The organism is Bradyrhizobium sp. MOS001, assembly GCF_004634465.1.
GTDB lineage: Bacteria > Pseudomonadota > Alphaproteobacteria > Rhizobiales > Xanthobacteraceae > Bradyrhizobium > Bradyrhizobium barranii.
In genome coordinates this window covers 64,729-82,459 of sequence record NZ_SPVJ01000023.1, presented here as the reverse complement: position 1 = coordinate 82,459, position 17,731 = coordinate 64,729, and the positions used below count along the sequence as shown (strand labels likewise).

General features: G+C 64.7%; 18 protein-coding genes. 9 read left to right on the top strand and 9 right to left on the bottom strand.

Going from position 1 to position 17,731, the window contains the following annotated elements:
- Window positions 1-24: 24 nt before the first annotated feature.
- Window positions 25-711: a DUF1345 domain-containing protein gene (locus CT676_RS25360; RefSeq protein ID WP_063980020.1), complete on the bottom strand. Its 687-nt coding sequence runs from the start codon at window positions 709-711 to the stop codon at window positions 25-27.
- Window positions 712-925: 214 nt separating this feature from the next.
- Window positions 926-1,849 carry a polyprenyl synthetase family protein gene (locus CT676_RS25355; RefSeq protein WP_135215594.1) on the bottom strand — a complete coding sequence of 308 codons (924 nt, stop codon included), beginning with the start codon at window positions 1,847-1,849 and terminating at the stop codon, window positions 926-928.
- Window positions 1,850-2,010: 161 nt separating this feature from the next.
- Here CT676_RS25355 and mtgA point away from each other — a divergent pair, with 161 nt between their 5' ends.
- The 3 genes from mtgA to CT676_RS25340 all read left to right on the top strand — a co-directional run bounded on the left by mtgA (window position 2,011) and on the right by CT676_RS25340 (window position 3,816).
- On the top strand, window positions 2,011-2,685 hold the full coding sequence (gene mtgA / locus CT676_RS25350; protein WP_085404038.1) for a monofunctional biosynthetic peptidoglycan transglycosylase: 675 nt from the start codon (window positions 2,011-2,013) through the stop codon (window positions 2,683-2,685).
- A 169-nt stretch (window positions 2,686-2,854) separates the two neighbouring features.
- Window positions 2,855-3,037: a 50S ribosomal protein L32 gene (gene rpmF / locus CT676_RS25345; protein WP_028149139.1), complete on the top strand. Its 183-nt coding sequence runs from the start codon at window positions 2,855-2,857 to the stop codon at window positions 3,035-3,037.
- 143 nt (window positions 3,038-3,180) lie between these two features.
- Window positions 3,181-3,816: a hypothetical protein gene (locus tag CT676_RS25340; protein ID WP_085404093.1), complete on the top strand. Its 636-nt coding sequence runs from the start codon at window positions 3,181-3,183 to the stop codon at window positions 3,814-3,816.
- A 4-nt stretch (window positions 3,817-3,820) separates the two neighbouring features.
- Here CT676_RS25340 and CT676_RS25335 read toward each other — a convergent pair whose 3' ends face one another.
- Complete coding sequence (locus CT676_RS25335) at window positions 3,821-4,081, bottom strand: hypothetical protein (protein WP_167768148.1); 261 nt, start codon at window positions 4,079-4,081, stop codon at window positions 3,821-3,823.
- Window positions 4,082-4,302: 221 nt separating this feature from the next.
- Here CT676_RS25335 and CT676_RS25330 point away from each other — a divergent pair, with 221 nt between their 5' ends.
- A complete protein-coding gene (locus tag CT676_RS25330) occupies window positions 4,303-5,997 on the top strand; it encodes a bifunctional diguanylate cyclase/phosphodiesterase (RefSeq protein WP_085404092.1) in 1,695 nt (564 codons plus the stop codon).
- A 185-nt stretch (window positions 5,998-6,182) separates the two neighbouring features.
- Here CT676_RS25330 and CT676_RS25325 read toward each other — a convergent pair whose 3' ends face one another.
- Entirely contained in the window at window positions 6,183-6,551 is a 369-nt protein-coding gene (locus tag CT676_RS25325; protein WP_085404036.1) for an antibiotic biosynthesis monooxygenase family protein, read from the bottom strand.
- Window positions 6,552-6,648: 97 nt separating this feature from the next.
- On the opposite strand from CT676_RS25325, the gene CT676_RS25320 reads away from it, so the two are divergent.
- Both CT676_RS25320 and CT676_RS25315 read left to right on the top strand, forming a co-directional pair.
- A complete protein-coding gene (locus tag CT676_RS25320; RefSeq protein WP_085404035.1) occupies window positions 6,649-7,119 on the top strand; it encodes a MarR family winged helix-turn-helix transcriptional regulator in 471 nt (156 codons plus the stop codon).
- Between the two features lie 126 nt (window positions 7,120-7,245).
- Window positions 7,246-7,536 carry a hypothetical protein gene (locus CT676_RS25315; RefSeq protein WP_085404034.1) on the top strand — a complete coding sequence of 97 codons (291 nt, stop codon included), beginning with the start codon at window positions 7,246-7,248 and terminating at the stop codon, window positions 7,534-7,536.
- Between the two features lie 32 nt (window positions 7,537-7,568).
- On the opposite strand, the gene CT676_RS25310 is transcribed toward CT676_RS25315, so the two are convergent.
- The 4 genes from CT676_RS25310 to CT676_RS25295 all read right to left on the bottom strand — a co-directional run bounded on the left by CT676_RS25310 (window position 7,569) and on the right by CT676_RS25295 (window position 14,073).
- The gene (locus CT676_RS25310; RefSeq protein ID WP_135215592.1) at window positions 7,569-10,436 is read right to left on the bottom strand and encodes a PAS-domain containing protein; all 2,868 of its coding nucleotides are present in this window, start codon (window positions 10,434-10,436) and stop codon (window positions 7,569-7,571) included.
- A 402-nt stretch (window positions 10,437-10,838) separates the two neighbouring features.
- Window positions 10,839-11,714, bottom strand: coding sequence for an acyl-CoA acyltransferase (locus CT676_RS25305; RefSeq protein WP_085404032.1), 876 nt, complete (start codon window positions 11,712-11,714; stop codon window positions 10,839-10,841).
- 95 nt (window positions 11,715-11,809) lie between these two features.
- Window positions 11,810-12,790 (bottom strand): amino acid--[acyl-carrier-protein] ligase, encoded by a 981-nt coding sequence (locus CT676_RS25300; RefSeq protein WP_028155272.1) that lies wholly within the window; start codon window positions 12,788-12,790, stop codon window positions 11,810-11,812.
- Window positions 12,791-12,855: 65 nt separating this feature from the next.
- The gene (locus tag CT676_RS25295) at window positions 12,856-14,073 is read right to left on the bottom strand and encodes an acyl-CoA dehydrogenase family protein (protein ID WP_085404031.1); all 1,218 of its coding nucleotides are present in this window, start codon (window positions 14,071-14,073) and stop codon (window positions 12,856-12,858) included.
- 358 nt (window positions 14,074-14,431) lie between these two features.
- Between CT676_RS25295 and CT676_RS25290 the strand changes: the two genes are divergently transcribed.
- The 3 genes from CT676_RS25290 to mtnA all read left to right on the top strand — a co-directional run bounded on the left by CT676_RS25290 (window position 14,432) and on the right by mtnA (window position 16,887).
- Entirely contained in the window at window positions 14,432-14,704 is a 273-nt protein-coding gene (locus CT676_RS25290; protein ID WP_014491153.1) for a phosphopantetheine-binding protein, read from the top strand.
- A 179-nt stretch (window positions 14,705-14,883) separates the two neighbouring features.
- Entirely contained in the window at window positions 14,884-15,759 is an 876-nt protein-coding gene (locus CT676_RS25285; protein ID WP_085404030.1) for an S-methyl-5'-thioadenosine phosphorylase, read from the top strand.
- A gap of 18 nt (window positions 15,760-15,777) precedes the next feature.
- Window positions 15,778-16,887: an S-methyl-5-thioribose-1-phosphate isomerase gene (gene mtnA, locus CT676_RS25280; RefSeq protein ID WP_085404029.1), complete on the top strand. Its 1,110-nt coding sequence runs from the start codon at window positions 15,778-15,780 to the stop codon at window positions 16,885-16,887.
- Window positions 16,888-16,999: 112 nt separating this feature from the next.
- Here the strand turns inward: mtnA and CT676_RS25275 are convergent, their stop codons facing one another.
- Complete coding sequence (locus CT676_RS25275) at window positions 17,000-17,635, bottom strand: HAD-IA family hydrolase (protein WP_085404028.1); 636 nt, start codon at window positions 17,633-17,635, stop codon at window positions 17,000-17,002.
- Between the last annotated feature and the right edge of the window lie 96 nt (window positions 17,636-17,731).

Here is a 17,731-nt window from a genome sequence, read left to right as displayed (position 1 = left end):
GTCTCGGCACTTGCCGGGATGACGTCAGTTCGAGATCGCGCTTGCCGCGATGTTCACTGTCAGCGCCAGCAGCGCCGTGTTGTAGATGAACGACACGATGCCATGCGCGGTCGCGGTGCGGCGGATGGTCTTGTCGGTGATGCCGACGTCGGAGACCTGCGCGGTCATGCCGATCACGAACGAGAAATAAACGAAGTCCCAATAATCGGCGTGATCTTCCTTATCGCCGCTCGGAAACTGCAATCCGCCCGGCGGGTGCCGGTAATAATCATGGGCGTAATGCAGCGCGAAGGTCGTGTGCACGGCGGCCCATGAGAGCGCGATGGTGGCGATCGCGATGGTCAACTCCCACGCCCCGCGATGCGGGGTGCCGAGCTCAGACATGATCGCTGCGATGCTTGCGAAGGCGCCGATCGCCGTCACCAGCAGGATCACGAAGCGGCCGTCGTCCTGCATTGCGGCACTACGGCGGATGTGCTGCTGGTCGTTGCACAGCATCATCGCGTAGACCAGCACGAGATAAACCGCGATCAACGCATCCCAGCCGAACAGCAGCCGCGTCACCAGCCGGTGCGATCCCGGCAGCAGCAAGCAGACCAGGATGCCGGCAGCGAGCGCGATAAAGGTACGCGGCCGCGCGTAAATCAGCCGCATCGGCCGCGACATCTTGCGGAAGCGGACGAGGACGGGATCGTCTTTGTCGGTGGCCATGATGGCTCCAGCCCTCTCGCTCAACTCTCGTTGTCGCCGCGGCGGCGGCCTGCTCCCTCGCCCCGCTTGTGGGGAAAGGGTCGGGGTGAGGGGGAGCCTCCGCAAGGACGGTGAGAGCTGGATTCGCGAAGGCTCCCTCTCATCCGATATTCAAGCCGCGCCTGAATATCGACCTCTCCCCGCAAGCGGGGCGAGGTGAAGATCGTGCACTACATCAGTTCTTTCGCTCGGCGACGAAGCGCGCGGCGGCTTGCAGCACGGCGGCGCGGTCGCCGAAGATCGACACGGCGCCGTAGGCCCGCGCGAGCAGGTCGCGCACGCGCTGCTTGGCGCCTTCGATGCCGAGCTGGGTGACGAAGGTGGTCTTGCCGAGCGCTGCATCGGCGCCGGCCGGCTTGCCGAGGGCCGCCGCATCGCCTTCGACGTCGAGCAGATCGTCGGCGATCTGGAAGGCTTCGCCGAGCGCGCGGCCGTAATCGTCGAGCGCCTGATATTCCTTTTGCGAGGCCTGGCCGAGGATCGCGCCCGCGATGCAGCCGTAGCGCAGCAGCGCACCGGTCTTCATCTGCTGAATGCGGGCGACATCGATCGGCTCGTTGCCGCCAAAACGGCCTTCGCCGGCGAGATCGAGAATCTGGCCGCCGACCATGCCGCCGATGCCGGCGCAGCGCGCCAGCGCGCGCGTCAGCAGGAGGCGCACATTGGCGTCGCGGTGGATCTCATCGCGGGTGATGATGTCGAAGGCGAGCGTCAACAGGCCGTCGCCGGCGAGGATCGCGGTCGCGTCGTCGGTCTTCTTGTGCAGGGTGGGACGGCCGCGGCGCAGGTCCGAATTGTCCATCGCCGGCAAATCGTCATGGATCAGCGAATAGCAGTGGATGCATTCGAGCGCGGCGCCGGCGAGCAGGGCGGCCTCGCGGGGAACGCCGAACACGGCGGCGCTCTCGACCACCAGGAACGGCCGCAGACGCTTGCCGCCGTTGAGGCTCGAATAGCGCATTGCGTCCATCAGTCGCTTGGGACGAGCGATCTCATCGTGCAGGATGTCGTGCGCCAGCAGGCGTCCAAGCAGGGCTTCGGTGTCATCAGCGGTCTTGTCCAGGCGTTTGGCGAAATCGGACGGGGACGTGCCGGTCATCAAGAAGGGCTCCAGAACTAAAATTCGGCGGGACAATCCTTTATGCGCCCGCCCCAGTCAATCGTTTGGAAGGCCTAAAAAGTGCTGGAAAAGGCCCGAATTATCACAGACTTAATGGCGGGATCCGTGGCCGCGTTTCATTTTGCGCCGGAAAGGTCGATTTGCGCATCGTCAAGATCCTGCTGGTAGCGCTCATGGTCGTGGCTCTCGCGCCCTACGTGATCGCGCCGTTCTACCGCACCGGCCATCCGGTTTCGACGCTGATGGCCTGGCGGTCGCTCCGGGGTGCGCCGATGCATCGGGAGTGGATTGATCTGGCCGCGATGTCTCCCTCGCTGCTGCGATCGGTGGTGGCGGCCGAGGACGCCCATTTCTGCAAGCATCACGGCATCGATTGGGGCGCGCTGCGCGAGGCGATCGACGATGCGAAGGAGGACGGGACGCCCTTCCGGGGCGCCTCCACCATCACCCAGCAGGTGGCAAAAAATCTGTTCCTCTGGCAGGGGCGGGATTTTGTCCGCAAGGCGCTGGAATTCCCGCTGGCGCTGTGGATCGATTTTGTCCTGCCCAAGGCGCGAATCCTGGAGATTTACCTCAACATCGCCGAGCTCGGCCCGCAGGGCCAGTTTGGGGTCGAGGCGGCCAGCGCCTATGCCTTTGGCAAATCGGCGGCCAACCTCTCGCCCCGGGAGGCGGCACTTCTGGCCTCGATCCTGCCCAATCCGGTCAAACGGAGCGCCCGGACCCCCGGGCCTGGCGTCCGGCGGCTGGCGGGGACCTATGTGGCGAGGGCGCAGGCGAACTCGCTTTTGACCTGCTGGCGGGAAAATCGCTGATTTTGGGCCCTTTTCGGACGTATTTTCCGGTCCAAAAGCCTAGATTTACGGCCAGCCTTCCTCTATAAGCCCGGCCTTGATCGGCATTCAGCTCGCCTCGGTTTGCGGGTGCTGAGCCGTCCCCTCGCGGACGATGCCCTGACAACACCAATCCCTAGAGGATATTGAAATGGCCGTTCCGAGAAGAAAAACCTCGCCGTCGCGTCGTGGCATGCGCCGCTCGGCAGACGCCATCAAGAAGCCGACCTATGCGGAAGACAAGGACTCCGGCGAGCTCCGTCGTCCGCACCATCTCGACCTCAAGACCGGCATGTACAAGGGCCGTCAGGTCCTGAAGAAGAAAGAGTCCTGAATTTAGGACCTTTCTCCGGGCAGGATCATTTCGCCTGCCTGATTTCGGCCACCCAATGAGATATGACAATGACGGCGGCGGAGCTAATGCTTCGCGGCCGCATTGTCCTGTCCGGATATCTTGATCGAGAAGGCATTTCGCCGATGGTCGGTTTCCCGCTGCTCCTGATCCCGCTCGCGGTCTACAACATCATCGCCTTCCTGATGCCGTCCGTGTCCTTCACGGACGTGCTGTTCAAGGTGCCGATGATCACGGGCGAGACCTGGCCGGTCACGCTTGCCGACGTGATGCTCGCGCTCGGTATCGTGTTGCTGCTGTTAGAGGTGGTCAAAGGCGCGCGGCCCGGCTCGAAATTCCTGATGGATCATCTGCTGTCGCTGATCGTGTTCGGTGCTGCCGCGGCCGAGTTCGTGATGTGGCCCAAGTTCGGCAACTCCACCTATTTCCTGCTGGTGCTGCTCGCGATGGCCGATTTCCTCGGCGGTATCGCCCAGCGCACGCGCCGCCGCGTCACCTATGTCGCGGAGACGACAGTGCCGGCGCCGCGCAAGGCCAAGCGCCAGGTCGAAGCGGCAACGGACGATGTGGCGTCCGAACCCAAGTTCGAGCCGGTGTCTGCGCCGGCGGTGCCACCCGCGCCTTCAGCGCAGTCGGTCGCCGAATCCGTGCTGAAGGATCACCCCGCGCCGAAGCCGGTGAACCCGCCCTCGCCGGAAATTCCCTCGCCGGATTTGCAACCGGGCAACGGCACGCCGCCGTCTCCCGACGCGCCGCGCTGATCCTTCAAACCACCTGCCGCGTGCGCGCGGTGACGCTCGGAAGCGGGCGCTTGCTGCCATAGGCCGTCTGCGCATCTTCGGAAGAGGCGCGGCGGAGCCGGCTGGACTGGGGCAGGTGCTCGGCATTGGCAATGAGTTGGGTGACGAAGCTCGGATCGGGACGGGGCAGCGGCGCCTTGTGGACCCACTGCAACGTCGGCAGCAGCGGCACCAGGGCCGTGCCCGTGCCGTTGTCCGCGCAGTTCGGTCGATCAGTACTTAACATCGCAATCACCGTTGATCCGGCGAGGCCTGTCGCGTTTCGAGACGCCGGCGCCGGTGCGTGTCATGTACTCGCAAGGCCTATGCCGGCCGGGCCGGTTTGGTTCCGCGGGCCTGCGAAACATGGTCTCCAAATTGTTCATGAACTTTGCCTAGAGTCGGAGTCGAATCTGGCCGTATTCTGTGCCGACTCAGGACTCCCTGCTGTCCCGAAACGAGGCGATTTTGACCCCTGCATTGCCGCAAGCCTCCGACATCCTGGCCGCTCTTGGTCAGGCCGTTTTCGCCTGGGACATCGCCAGCGATTCCATCGTGTGGGGTGAGCAGGTCGCCAGCGTCTTTCCCGGCATCCCGGCCGAGCGGCTCGCGACTGGCGCCGAATTCGCCAAGCTGATCGAGCCCGCGCAGACGCTGCGGACCGCCGCGCTGGCGCAGACCTCGCCGGTGCACGGCGCCGACGGCACGCCCTATCGGGTCGAATATGGCGTGCGCATGAGCGCCGCCGATCCCGTGGTCTGGATCGAGGAGACCGGCCGCTGGTTCGCCGGCCCCGATGGCCGCCCGGTGCGCGCGATCGGCTCCATCCGCATCAACAATGAGCGCCACGCCCGCGACGAGGAATTGACCAAGCTGGCTCGGCTCGATCCGCTGACCGGTGAGCTCAATCGTTCCCACCTGATCGCGGCGCTGGCCGAGGCGATCGAGGAGACGACCCGCTTCCGCTCGACCGCAGCCTTCATGCTGGTCGGCATCGATCATCTCGCCCGCGTCAACGACGCTTTCGGCTTCGACGTCGCGGACGCCGTGATCCTCGACGTGGCCAAGCGCATCCGCGCCCGCCTGCGCGGCGGCGACGTGCTCGGCCGTTTCTCCGGCAACAAGTTCGGCCTGATCCTGAAGAACTGCACCGTCGATGACATGAACGTCGCCGCCGAGCGCTTCCTTGCCGGCATCCGCGACGAGGTGGTGCCGACCAAATCCGGCCCGGTCTCGGTCACGGCGTCGATCGGCGCGGTCAGCGTGCCGCGCTATGCCCGCAGCACCGACGAGGCCGTCAATCGCGCCCATGAGACGCTGGACGCGGCAAAACAACGCCGCGTCGGTTCGTTCGCGGCGTGGCGCCCGGATGCTGCGCGCGACGCACAGCGCCGCGTCAACATCCGTGTCACCGACGAGATCGTCACCGCGCTGAACGAGCGCCGCATCAAGCTCGCCTATGAGCCGGTGGTCGCGGCCGCCTCGCGCGAGTGCGCGTTCCACGAATGTCTGGTGCGGATGGACCAGGGCGACGGCCAGGTGCTGCTGGCGCCCGACATCGTGCCGGTTGCCGAACGGCTCGGCTTGATCCGCCTGGTCGATCACCGCGTGCTCGAGCTCGTGGTCGCCGAGCTTGCGGCCGCGCCCGACATCTGCCTCAGCCTCAACATCTCGCCTGATACGACGATGGATCCGGACTGGTGGGCTGGAATTGAGTCGCTGATGCTGGCCCATCCCGGCGTCGCCGAGCGGCTGATCGTCGAGATCACCGAGACGGTCGCGATCCAGGACATCGATGACGTGCGCGGCTTCGTCACGCGGCTGAAGAATTTCGGCAGCCGCATCGCCATCGACGATTTCGGCGCCGGCTACACCTCGTTCCGAAACCTGCGCAAGCTCGGCGTCGACATCGTCAAGATCGACGGCGCCTTCGTGCAGAACATCACCCGTTCCGCCGACGACCGCGCCTTTGTGCAGACCCTGATCGACCTCGCCCGCCGCCTCGACATCAAGACGGTTGCCGAGTGGGTGCAGGACGAAGAGGCCGCCGCCATGCTGCGCGACTGGGGCTGCGACTACATCCAGGGCCGCCTGATCGGGCTCGCCTCAGCCGACCGCCCATGGGGCACGCCGCCGGACAGCGCACTGCCAGCGGCAGGATAGAGCTGCGTCCCTTGCTTCGTCGGATAACGACGAGCTGCGCGGGGCTTTCCGCATGCTCGCTGTCATCGCCCGACTTGATCGGGCGATCCAGTATTCCAGAGACAGTTGTGTTTAAGCCGAGAGGCCGCGGCGTACTGGATGCCCCGGTCAAGCCGGGGCATGACAGCTGAGTGGGAGGCGCGCAGCTACGCGACGCAAATACCGGGCACCGCGATCTTCTGGAACAGATGCGGGCTTGCGACTGCGGATGCGGGGTAGGCGGCGATCTTTGCGCGGAATTCCGGGTGGGTGAAAGCGGCGCGGAAATGCGCGTTGGATTCCCACACTGCGTAATTCAGGTAGGTCGGGCTGTCGCCGACGGCGCGGTGAAGCTGGGTGGAGATGAAACCGGGCTGGCGCTTCATGAAGGCGGCGTCGTCCTGCCACGTCTTGAGGAAGCTCTGCTCATCCTCGGCGTCGAGCGTGAACACGTTGACGAGCACCACGGGGCCGGTTTCGAGCGCGATCTGACGGTCGATCGGGAAGGCAGGGTCGAGGGGACGCATGAGGGGCATGACATTGCTCCGGTCAAGTTGGTGTCATAATGTCAATTCGACAGTCCCGGATATAGGCAATTGACATCATGATGTCAATACGGAGCAGTGGTGCCAAATGACCAAGACCAAGCGGACCCCGGCGGGCGAAGCCCTGACCGGCCTCATCCTCGACCTGTTCCGCGCCAACAGCCTGCTTCTGACCGCTGGCGATCGGCTGGTGACATCGCTCGGCCTCACCAGTGCGCGCTGGCAGATCCTGGGGGCGATCGCCGACGCCGAGCGCCCGGAGCCGGTCGCCTGGCTCGCCCGCAATCTCGGCGCCAATCGCCAGAACGTGCAGCGCATCGTCAACGACCTCGCGCGGGATGGTCTCGTCGTGTTCGAGACCAACCCGCATCACCGCCGGGCGCAGCTCGTGGTGCTCACCGACAAGGGCAGGCAGGTCTACGACGCCGCCGGCCGGTTGCAGGTCCCGTGGGTCAACGGCCTTGCGGATGGATTGTCGGTCAGGGATATCGACGTGGCCCATCGCGTCGTGACCGCACTGCGAGCCGGTCTGAAAGACGCCGGTGAAGCGAACGAGTAAGCAAGCGAGGCGCCGGGGGACACGAGGCGTACATCGTGTGAGCCCATTTCGGACTCAAATCCGCCGCCGACTCAATCGATGTATCCAAATGCGGTTGGAGGCATGTCCTGAGTTGGGGAATTTGCCATGAGTGATGAAGATTTAATGCGTCATAAGCTGATTTCCACTGCCGAAGATATCGTGCGTGATGAGTCTTTCGAACTCTTGTCGCAGCAGCTCTGCGAAGGCGCTAGCTTTTCGGACGATGAATCCCCGTCGAACGACGTTTTTTTGCTTCTTGAGGAGAATGCGCGGCTTCGTGCGCTTGCCATCAGCCTTTCCAGCCTGGTCGGAGACCTCTCCGAACGGGAGTGGAGCAATGCGCTCGCATCGGCCGATCGTGCCACGCTCAATCGCCTGAGGTCGTGTCGGGCGTAACGATAGAGAGAGCGGCGAGGTGAAGCGGAGCGTCACGCCACGCGCCTGACCGCGTTCAGTCGCTCGATCGTGCGTCCGACCTCGGCTGCCGGGCACGGCCTGCCGAAATAGTAGCCCTGGACTGCGGTGCAGCCGCATTCGCGGACGAAGTCGAGCTGCTCGATGGTCTCGACACCTTCCGCCGTGGTCTCGACGCCGAGCACGGAGCCGAGGCTGGCGATGGTGCGGACGATGGCGACGCTCTCCGGGCTTTCGCCGAGCGTGCCGACGAAGGAACGGTCGATCTTGATGCGGTCGAACGGAAACTTGCGCAAATAGCTCAGCGAGGAATAGCCGACGCCGAAATCGTCGAGGCTGACGCGCACGCCAAGAGCGCGGAGCTGGTGCAGGATCTCGATCGTCGCCTCGCTGTCGTCGAGCAGCGCCGTCTCGGTGACCTCGAGCTCGAGCCGCTGGGGCGGCAAACCGGCTTCCGCAAGCGCGCTCGTGACCATCGCGACCAGTCCGCGCGAGCGGAACTGCACCGGCGACAAATTGACCGCGACGGTGACATCGGGCCAGGACGCCGCTGTCGCACAGGCCGTGCGCAGCACCCATTCGCCGATCGGGACGATCAGCCCGTTCTCTTCCGCGAGAGGAATGAATTCGGCCGGCGAGACCAAGCCGCGCGAGGGGTGTTTCCAGCGCAGCAGTGCTTCGAAGCCGGTAAGCTCGGTGGTGTCGAGCCGCACCTGCGGCTGGAACACGAGGTGAAATTCGCGGGCTTCAAGCGCGCTACGCAGATCGTGCTCCAGCGCGTGCCGGCCGCGCGCCTGTTCCTCCATCTCGGGCTCGAACAGCTGGTAGGCGCCGCGGCCCTTTGCCTTGGCCTGGTACAGCGCGAGGTCGGCGCATTTCATCAGCTCGTCGGCATCGAGCCCGTGATCGGGCGCGATCGCGATGCCGACCGAAACGCCGACATGGATCGACTGGCTTTCCAGCGGCGGCGGGTGGCCGATGATCTCGACCAGGCGGCGGGCGAGCCGTTCCGCCGATTGTGGCTGCGGTCCGCGCTGGAGAACGGCGAACTCGTCGCCGCCGAGGCGGGCGACGGTGTCATGCTCGCCGACATTCTCCTTCAGCCGCGCCGCGACCCAGCGCAGAAGCCGATCGCCGGCGGCGTGGCCGAGGCGATCGTTGACGGTCTTGAAATTATCGAGGTCGAAGCACAGCACGGCCATCGCTCCGCCGGCGATCGCGACCTGGTTCAGTCCCTCGCCCATTTTCTCGCGGAACAGCGTGCGGTTGGGCAGGTCGGTGAGTGAATCGTGCTGCGCCATGTGCGCCACGCGGGCCTGGGCCTTGTGGCGCTCGGTGACGTCCTCATAGGTGACAACCCAGCCGCCGTGCTCCATCCGCTTGTGATTGAGCTTGATGATGCGGCCGTCGTTCAGGTGACGGTGCAGCGTGTGTTCGCCCTCGCGCAGCCTTTCGACATAGTCGGCATAGATCCTCGCGGCGGTCGTGTTCGGATGGATGCCGAGGTCGCAGCTATGCTCCATGATCTCGCGCATCGAGACGCCGGGCTTCACGACATCGGGCGACAGCCCATACATCTCGATGTAGCGGCGATTGCAGACGATGACGCGCAGGCTCGCATCGAGCATGCACAGGCCCTGGCTCATGTTGTTCAGCGCCGCGTCGAAGCGGCGGTATTGCTCGCTCAGCTCTTCGATCGCGCGCTCGCGGTCGGTGATGTCCTCGTAGGTGGCGACGAAGCCGCCCTCGGGCAGCGCGCAGTAGCGCACCGAGATCACGGTGTCGTTCGACATGCGCCGGCGCATCGGCGAGGAATCGTGGTTCGCGATCCTCGCGCTGGCGGCTTCCAGCAGCTGTTGCGGACTGTATTCGGAAACGAACGCCCCGTTCACCATCGACCGCTCGATCAGCTCGCCGAGATGCGTGCCAGGCCTGGTTTCCTCCGGCGACAGCCGATAGATCTTGCGGTAGGTGGTGTTGCAGACGCGCAGGCGCATGTCGCTGTCGTAGAAGGCGAGCCCGTGCGCCATGTTCTCCAGCGCCGCATCGAGGATGAAGTTCTGTTGCCGCAGCGCTTCTTCGTACTGCAGCCGCTCGGTGACGTCCTCATGCACCGTCACCCAGCCGCCGTCGGGCAGGAAGCGGGACACCGCCTGCACCATCCGGCCGTCATAGCGCATCACCAGCAGGCTCTTCGCCTTTCTGCTGCGCACATCCTCCAGCCTGGTGTCATGGAACTCGTCGGCCGGCATGCCCGGCAGGTTGCCGCGCGACATCCAGTGTTCGATCACTGAGCAATGCGAGACGCCCGGCTTCACGATATCGGGGTCGAGATTGTAGAGGTTCAGAAACCGCTCATTGCAGACGACGACACGGCTGTCGCCATCGTACATGATGAGGCCGTGCGACATGTTGGCGAGCGCGTGCTGGCTGCGCTCCGTCTGCACGCGTAATTCCGCCTCGAGCCGGGCGAGGCGGCTGACGTCATCGCAGATCGTCATCCAGCCGCCGCCGGGAAGCGGCTTCAGCTCGAGCGCCATGACGAGTCCGCTCGCGAGTATCTGTTCGGTGCGGAACGGTTGACCAGCCGCGATCTGCTTCACGCGCCGGCCATAGAGCGCATCGAGTTCGCTGACAGGAAAGTTGCCGAGCGCCGCGCTGTGGGCGAGCACGTCGCGATAGCTGGTGCCGACCCGCACGATGTCGGCCGACATGTTGAACAGCGTGAGGTAGCGCTGATTGACCAGCACGATCCGGTTGTCGGCGTCGTAGACGCAGACGCCCTGCTCCATGTGATCGAGCGCAAGCTGGCTCAGCCCGACGAGGGCCTGCGGGCCCTCTGCGCGGCGTGCACCAAGCTCGTTATCGCGGATCGGCGTCATGGGATCGACGGGTCTCGGCCGGCAATAGACTTAACGCAACGTAGTTCAGCCACTGAGCGTAGCGAAGAGGCCGGAAAATTCCCTTAAGCGCAGTAGTTTACGGAGGGTGACTGGGGATGCGGAGCGGCGTGCGCCAAGCGCGCGAATGCCGAGATATCTGCAAGCCAGAGTTGGCCGTAAGCGCACGACAAACTCCGCTGTCGTCCCTGCCTAGTGCGCAATTGCGCACGGGCGCAGGGACCCATAACCCCAGGGAGAAATTTGGCGAAGACTGATCCTGAATGGTCTTCCCGCGGTACCGGCGTCTGGGCTCACAGGTAGATCACGCGGTATGGGTCCCTGCGCCCGTGCGCAATTGCGCACTAGGCAGGGACGACAGCGGATGTTTGGGTCGAGTGTCCCCTACGGCCCGTACAGCACGAGTTCCGTGTCCGTGAGGTCGCCGAGCTGCGGCCGGTGCGGACCCTTGAAATACTTGCGCCCGCGCCGCTCGGTGTAGATGCCGGCGAGGCCGGGAATCGGGCCATTGGAATCGATCGCCACCGAGATCTTGCCGAGTCGCAGCAGCAGCCGGCCGATGCGGCCTGCGCAGGCGGCGTATTCGGCGGCGCTGCGGCAATAGATCAGCTTCATCGCCGGCGGTGCGATGAAGCCGCGGCGGATGCGCACCGGCTGCAGGATGAAGGGGAACGTCCCCTTCGGCGTGCGGCAGACCAGGCTGAGGCAATTGTAGCGGGCATGCCGCGTGAGGAGCTGCGTCTCGTCGTCGGTCAGCCCTTCGATCGTCTTGGCGTGCTGCGAGATGACCTCGATCTTGCTCCAGCGCGGAGGGCGCGCGAGTGCAGGCACGGAGAAGAAGATGCCGTGGCAATAGGCACGAAAGCCCTGCGTCTCGATGATCGGCCAGGTCCACGGCGCCGGGCTGATGTTGAGATAGGTGACATCCTTGTGCCGCTGCGCGATCTTGGTCAGCAGCGGGGCGTAGTTGCGGTAGGCCGGATCGACATACCAGCTCGACAAATTGCACTGGATGGCGGCCTCTTCGCCGTGCTTTCGCGCCGTGTAGATCAGCAGCAGCACGCCGACGGGCGCGCCGTCATTGTCGAGCATGTAGCCGAAGCGCGGATAGCCCTCCGGCACGGGCCGGAAGGCCTGCCGGCGCAGACCCTGGATCCAGTAATTGCGCGAGCGGCCGACGAAGCCGCGCGTCAGCAGGTCCGCGACCGCATCGACGTCGGCCTCGGTGATCTCGCGGCATCGGACCTTGGTGTGGATCACGCTCGTTTTACCCGTGGAAATGGGAGGCCTCGTTCGCTCTATCGTTTCAGCACGATCTATTCGGAAAACCGACCCGCACTTTTCCGGATCATGCTCTAGCGCCAGCCTTCACCATGGGCATCGGCCGTGGCTAACGGCTGCATGCCCATGATCTCCCGCACCTTGGCGGGCCAAGCGGCGAGATCCGTGCCGTGGGTGTGGAACATGGCGACGGCCAGGCGGTCCATGCCGAAGGCGACGCAGCCGGTATGCGCGGGTTCGCCATTGGCGTCCTGGATGCCCCAGGTCGTGCCAAAATGTTCGCGGTGATAGTTGAAGCTCATGCAGGCGGTCGGCTGATCCTCCGAGCGGAGCGGGATCAGGAGCTCGAACTTGAGCTGCTGCTGCTTCTGGCTCACCGCCTTGATCTGGCCGACGCGGCCGAAGAAGGGGTCGCTGGCGTAGTCGACGCGGAAGGTCAGGCCGAGGTCGCGGGCGATCGCCTGCGCGCGCACCATCCAGCGCTCGCGGAAATCGGCGACGTCGTCGGGGCTGCCGATGCAGACATATTCGCGCATCCGGAACGATTGCAGCCGGTCGAGATGTTTCGACGGCTCGCGGCGGAAGCAGTCGGCAGCGACGTCGAAGCGCAGGCCGCCCTTCGGCAAAGGTCCGCGGCTCGCCGCGATCGGATAGACCGGGTAGCACGCGGCGGGCGACAGCACGAGGTCGGCCGGCGAGAGCGATGAAGTCCAGTCGCCGCCGGCATCGAAGCGGCTCACCGCCGCGTTGATCTCGCGTTCGGTGCCGTGCAGGCCGCAGACGCAGCCGAGCAGGTTCGGAAAGCTCTTGAGATAGCCGGATTTCTCGAGCTGGGCCCGGCTCATCACCGGCGGAAAGCGCATGACCTCGGTGCCGGTCTCGCGATGGTTCGTGATCAGCGCGGCCAGCCGCTCGACGACGCCCTCATAGAGCGCGGTGCGGGCGTAAACGCCGTCCGAGCCCATGGGGTGGAACAGCTTGTCGGCGAGATGATCGAGCGGATCTGCGATTTGCGGCGCGGTCTCGGGCGAGCTGGGGAGAACAGCAATGTTCATGTTCGACTTCCTGCTATCTGAAATTGTTCTTTTTGGCCGAAAGGCACGTCAGTCGCGAAGGCTTTCTAGTCTCGAAGGCTTGCCGGAATGCCGCTCATCAGCGTCGAAGTGGCGGCGTTGGCGAGAATGCGGTCGTTGTTGATCATGATCGGCGAGGACAGCACGTCGCGCAGGTGGCGGCCCATGGTGAACTCGCCATCGTTGCGGTAGCCGGAGAGGCCCGCGGTGCGCATCGCATGCATCACGGTCTCGACCGCGAGCTCGGAGGCTTGCACCTTCAACAGCGTGATCGAGGACTGGAAATCGAGCGAGCTCAGCGCGCGCTCGTCATGCTCGGCGCGGGCAAAGGTGTCGACATTGGCTGCGATCAGCGCGCGCAGCTTGGCCAGCGACATCTTCGCGGCAGTGAAATGCGCCGCGGCCGGCGGCATCTGGCCGCCCGAGGTGCGGGCCGCCTTGCGAACGAAAGCCTGAGCACGGGTCACGGCCGCGGCGGCGATGCCGGCCCAGGCCGAGGACCAGCACAGATGCGCGAACGGCGTCATGGTCTGGGCATGGATCTTGTCATAGGATTCCGGGAAGATGCGGTCGGCCGGGCAATCGACCTTCAGCTCGAAGCCGGTCGAGCAGGTGCCGCGCATGCCGAGCGTCTCCCAGCCCTGCGTCTGCTTCAGCGAATAATCGTCCTTGGCGAGCGCCAGCAGAACCTGGTCGGAGGCGGCGGCCTCGGTGGCGCGGCGGGCGATGGTGACGAGGCCGTCGGCCTCCGCACCGTAGGAGATCACGGTGGCGTCGCGCACCAGCGAGACTGCGTCGCCGGCGTGGTCGACTGCCGCGGCGCTGGCGCGAATGTTGCCGCCGTTCTGGCCTTCGGTGGTGGAGGAGGCGAGCAGCCACTGGTCGCGGGCGACCCGGCGCATCATCGTTTCCATCCAGGGGATGCCATGGCCGTGCCTGATGACACAGGCGACCTTGGTCGTGTGCATCGCATAGATCATCGCGGTCGAGGCGCAGGCGCGCCCGAGCGTGTAGCAGATATCGGTGACGTCGTAGATCGAGGCACCGAAGCCGCCGAACTCGACCGGGATCATGACGCCGAGCAGTTTCTGCTCACGCGCGACCTCGAAAGCCTTGTGAGGGAAGCGGGCGCCGCGATCGACCTCGTCCGCATCGGCAGCCGCCGCAGCGGCTGTCCGGGTAGCGCGTTCGATGAGGGAGGGGCCGTGTTCGAGAAAGCTCGTTTGCGTTTCGTCGACAGTGAGGACTGCTTCACGCACGTTCATACTCGTCCGCCTCCGGTTTGCCGTTCAGGATCGCCGGCATCATTCGCGATGCCGTGCAAGCGATCCTCCGACCATTTTGCTTGTGAGACGAGGCTACGGATTTAATTCAAATTCGTCGATGAAATAGAGGGTAAACAAAGCCAAATTCCGAACGAACAGTTAAGTTCGGGTTGTTTGCATCACCGACAATTCCGCGGTCGCGTTAGGGATCTGGAAGAACTCGGAATTCCAGACAATCTGAGTCATCGTTTACTAAGAAAGGCGAAGTAATGGTGGCGCCCATTGTGGGATCGGCCCGTCGCGCCCATCGTAGCCGGCAACCGGTCCGACCGTTGAATAGACAGATGGGAATTTACCGATGCAGGCCTTCGATACCGACGTGCGCGATCGCATCATCAAGCTGGTGAAGGGCATCCTCGAGCAGAACTCGCTCACCGCGGACATCACACCACAGGCGAAGCTCGTCGATGCGGGTCTGACCTCGATGGACATGGTCAATCTGATGCTCGGCGTCGAAGCCGAGTTCGACTTCACCATCCCGCAGTCCGAGATCACGCCCGAGAATTTCCAGTCGGTCGAGACGCTGGAGCGGATGGTCGCGACCCAGCTGCAGCTGGCGGCGGCGGCCTAATTAGACGTACCTATCACTCCCCGGGTCGTCCCTGCGAACGTCGGGGACGACACTGAGAGCGAGGCGAGCACTCCAGGCTCCTCACAGCACCGGCATCGCCCCACCGCCCCCGTTTCAAAATCGCCGCAAAACTGGCATAGCTTAACCATGTCGCACATAGCTGACAGGGTGGAGCAGGCATGACGCAGGCGGTATTGGGCATCATTGGTGGCTCCGGCATCTACGATCTGCCGGGTCTCGAGGGCGCGCGCGAAGAAGTGATCAAGAGCCCCTGGGGCGAGCCGTCGGCCCCTCTGCGGCGCGGCTCGATTGCCGGCCTGCCGATCGTGTTCCTGCCGCGGCACGACAAGGGTCACCGGCTCTCGCCCTCCGACATCAATTATCGCGCCAACATCGATGTTCTGAAGCGGGCCGGCGTCACCGACTTGATCTCGCTCTCGGCCTGCGGCTCGTTCAGGGAGGAGCTGTCACCCGGCACCTTCGTTCTCGTCGACCAGTTCGTCGATCGCACCCACAAGCGCGAGAGCTCGTTCTTCGGCAGGGGATGCGTCGCGCATGTGTCGATGGCGCATCCGGTCTCGCCGCGCCTGCGCATCCATCTTGCGGCGGCAGCTGAAGCCGAGGGCATCGCGTTTGCGCGCGGCGGCACCTATGTCTGCATGGAGGGGCCGCAATTCTCCACCTACGCGGAAAGCATGACCTACAAGACATCGGGCTATTCCGTGATCGGCATGACCAACATGCCCGAGGCGAAGCTCGCGCGTGAGGCGGAGATCTGCTACGCCACGGTCGCGATGGTGACGGATTTCGACTGCTGGCATCCCGACCACGACGCCGTCACCGTCCAGGACATCATCCGCGTGCTGACCTCGAACGCCGACAAGGCGAAGGCGCTGGTGGCGCGGCTCGCGACGGATTTTCCGCGCGAGCACGAGCCGTGCCCGATCGGTTCGGACCGCGCGCTCGACACCGCGTTGATCACGGCGCCCGAGGCGCGCGATCCCGAGCTCTTGAAGAAGCTCGATGCGGTGGCCGGGCGCATCCTGCGGGCGTGATACGAAAGGCAGAATGCCATGAAGGTTGACGGCAAGCATTTCCGCAGCATCTGGCGCGAGCGCGATGGCTGGTCGGTCGGCGCGATCGACCAGCGCCGCCTGCCGCATGAGTTCGTCATCGCGAAGCTGACTTCATGCGAAGACGCTGCGGTCGCCATTCGCGACATGCTGGTGCGCGGCGCGCCGCTGATTGGTGCAACCGCGGCCTACGGCATGGCGCTCGCCATGCGCGAGGACTCATCCGACGCTGGCCTCAAGCGCGCCTATGACACGCTGGTCGTGGCGCGGCCGACCGCGATCAATCTGAAATGGGCGCTGGACGAGATGCGCACGGCGCTCGCCCCGGTCGATCCGGTTGAACGGGCGGAGGCGGCCTATGCGCGCGCCGACGAGATCGTCGAGCAGGACGTCGAGATCAACCGCGGCATCGCCGGCAACGGCTTGAAGCTGATCGAGGCGATCGTCGCAAGGAAGAAGCCGGGCGAGACGGTCAACGTGCTGACCCATTGCAATGCCGGCTGGCTTGCCACCGTCGACTGGGGCACCGCGACGGCGCCGATCTATCTGGCGCATGAGCGTGGCATCAAGATCCATGTCTGGGTCGATGAGACCCGTCCGCGCAACCAGGGCGCCTCGCTCACGGCCTGGGAGCTCGGTCATCACGGCGTGCCGCACACGGTGATCCCCGACAACACCGGCGGGCACCTGATGCAGCACGGCATGGTCGACCTCGCCATCGTCGGCACCGACCGCGTCGCCGCCAATGGCGATGTCTGCAACAAGATCGGCACATATCTGAAGGCGCTTGCAGCACACGACAACGGCGTGCCGTTCTATGTCGCACTGCCGTCGCCGACGATCGATTTCGCCGTTGATGACGGCATCCGCGACATTCCGATCGAGCAGCGCAGCGGCACGGAGGTGACCGACATGACCGGCCGCACCGCGGATGGCCGGCTGGAGACGGTGCGCATCGTGCCGGAGGGCTCGCCGGTCGCGAATTACGCGTTCGACGTGACGCCGGCGCGGCTGGTCACTGGTCTCATCACCGAGCGCGGTGTGCTGAAGCCGGATAGAGCATCGCTGGCGGCTGCCTTTCCGGAGCGGATCGCCGCCGCGGCGGAATAGGCTGCCGTAAGGTGGGCAAAGGCGCGAAAGCGCCGTGCCCACCATCTGCTTGTGGTGGGCACGCTCCGCTTTGCCCACCCTACGGCTTCGTGCCTCGCAACGATGAGCCAGCCTACCCCAACTTCAGCCCCGTCGCCGCCTCAAGCTCCGCAATCGCCTGCGCCCCACTCGCCACCTTGATCGTGGTCATGCCCATCTCGCGCGCGGGTTTTAGATTGACGCCGAGATCGTCGAGATAGACGCACTTCTTCGGATCGACCTTCAGCGTCTCGACCATCATCCTGTAGATGCGCGGGTCGGGCTTGCGCAAGCCGATCTTGGCGGATTCGACGACGTGGTCGAACAGAACCATCACCTCGGCGATGTAGAGTGAGCGCCCGGTCATGCTGCCGATCGCGTTGGCAGGCAGATTGTTGGTGATGCAGCCGGTCTTGAATTGCGCCTTGATGCGCTTGAGGGCCTCGACCATCTCGGGACGCAGATCGCCCTGAAGCAGCGGCAGCACGTCGCGGCCGCGCACCTCCGCGCCGAGCGCGCGAGATTCCTCGGCGAAAAGCTTGTCGAAGGTGTCGATATCGACCTCGGCCCGCTCGAACTTGGCCCAGGCGTTTTCCAGATGATTGGCGGCGTTGGTGCGCCGGATGATGTCGACGGGGAGACCGCGCTCGGTCTCGTACCGCGCGAACGCCTCGAACGGCGAGCTCGTCAGCACGCCGCCAAAATCAAAGATCACAGCCTCGATCGTCAAGATCCCGCCCTCGTCAATTCCTTCCCAAGAGCGCTAGCATGCGCTATCGGCAAGGGCCAGTCTGAAGCAATCCCGCCGTCACCGATGCTGACGCCA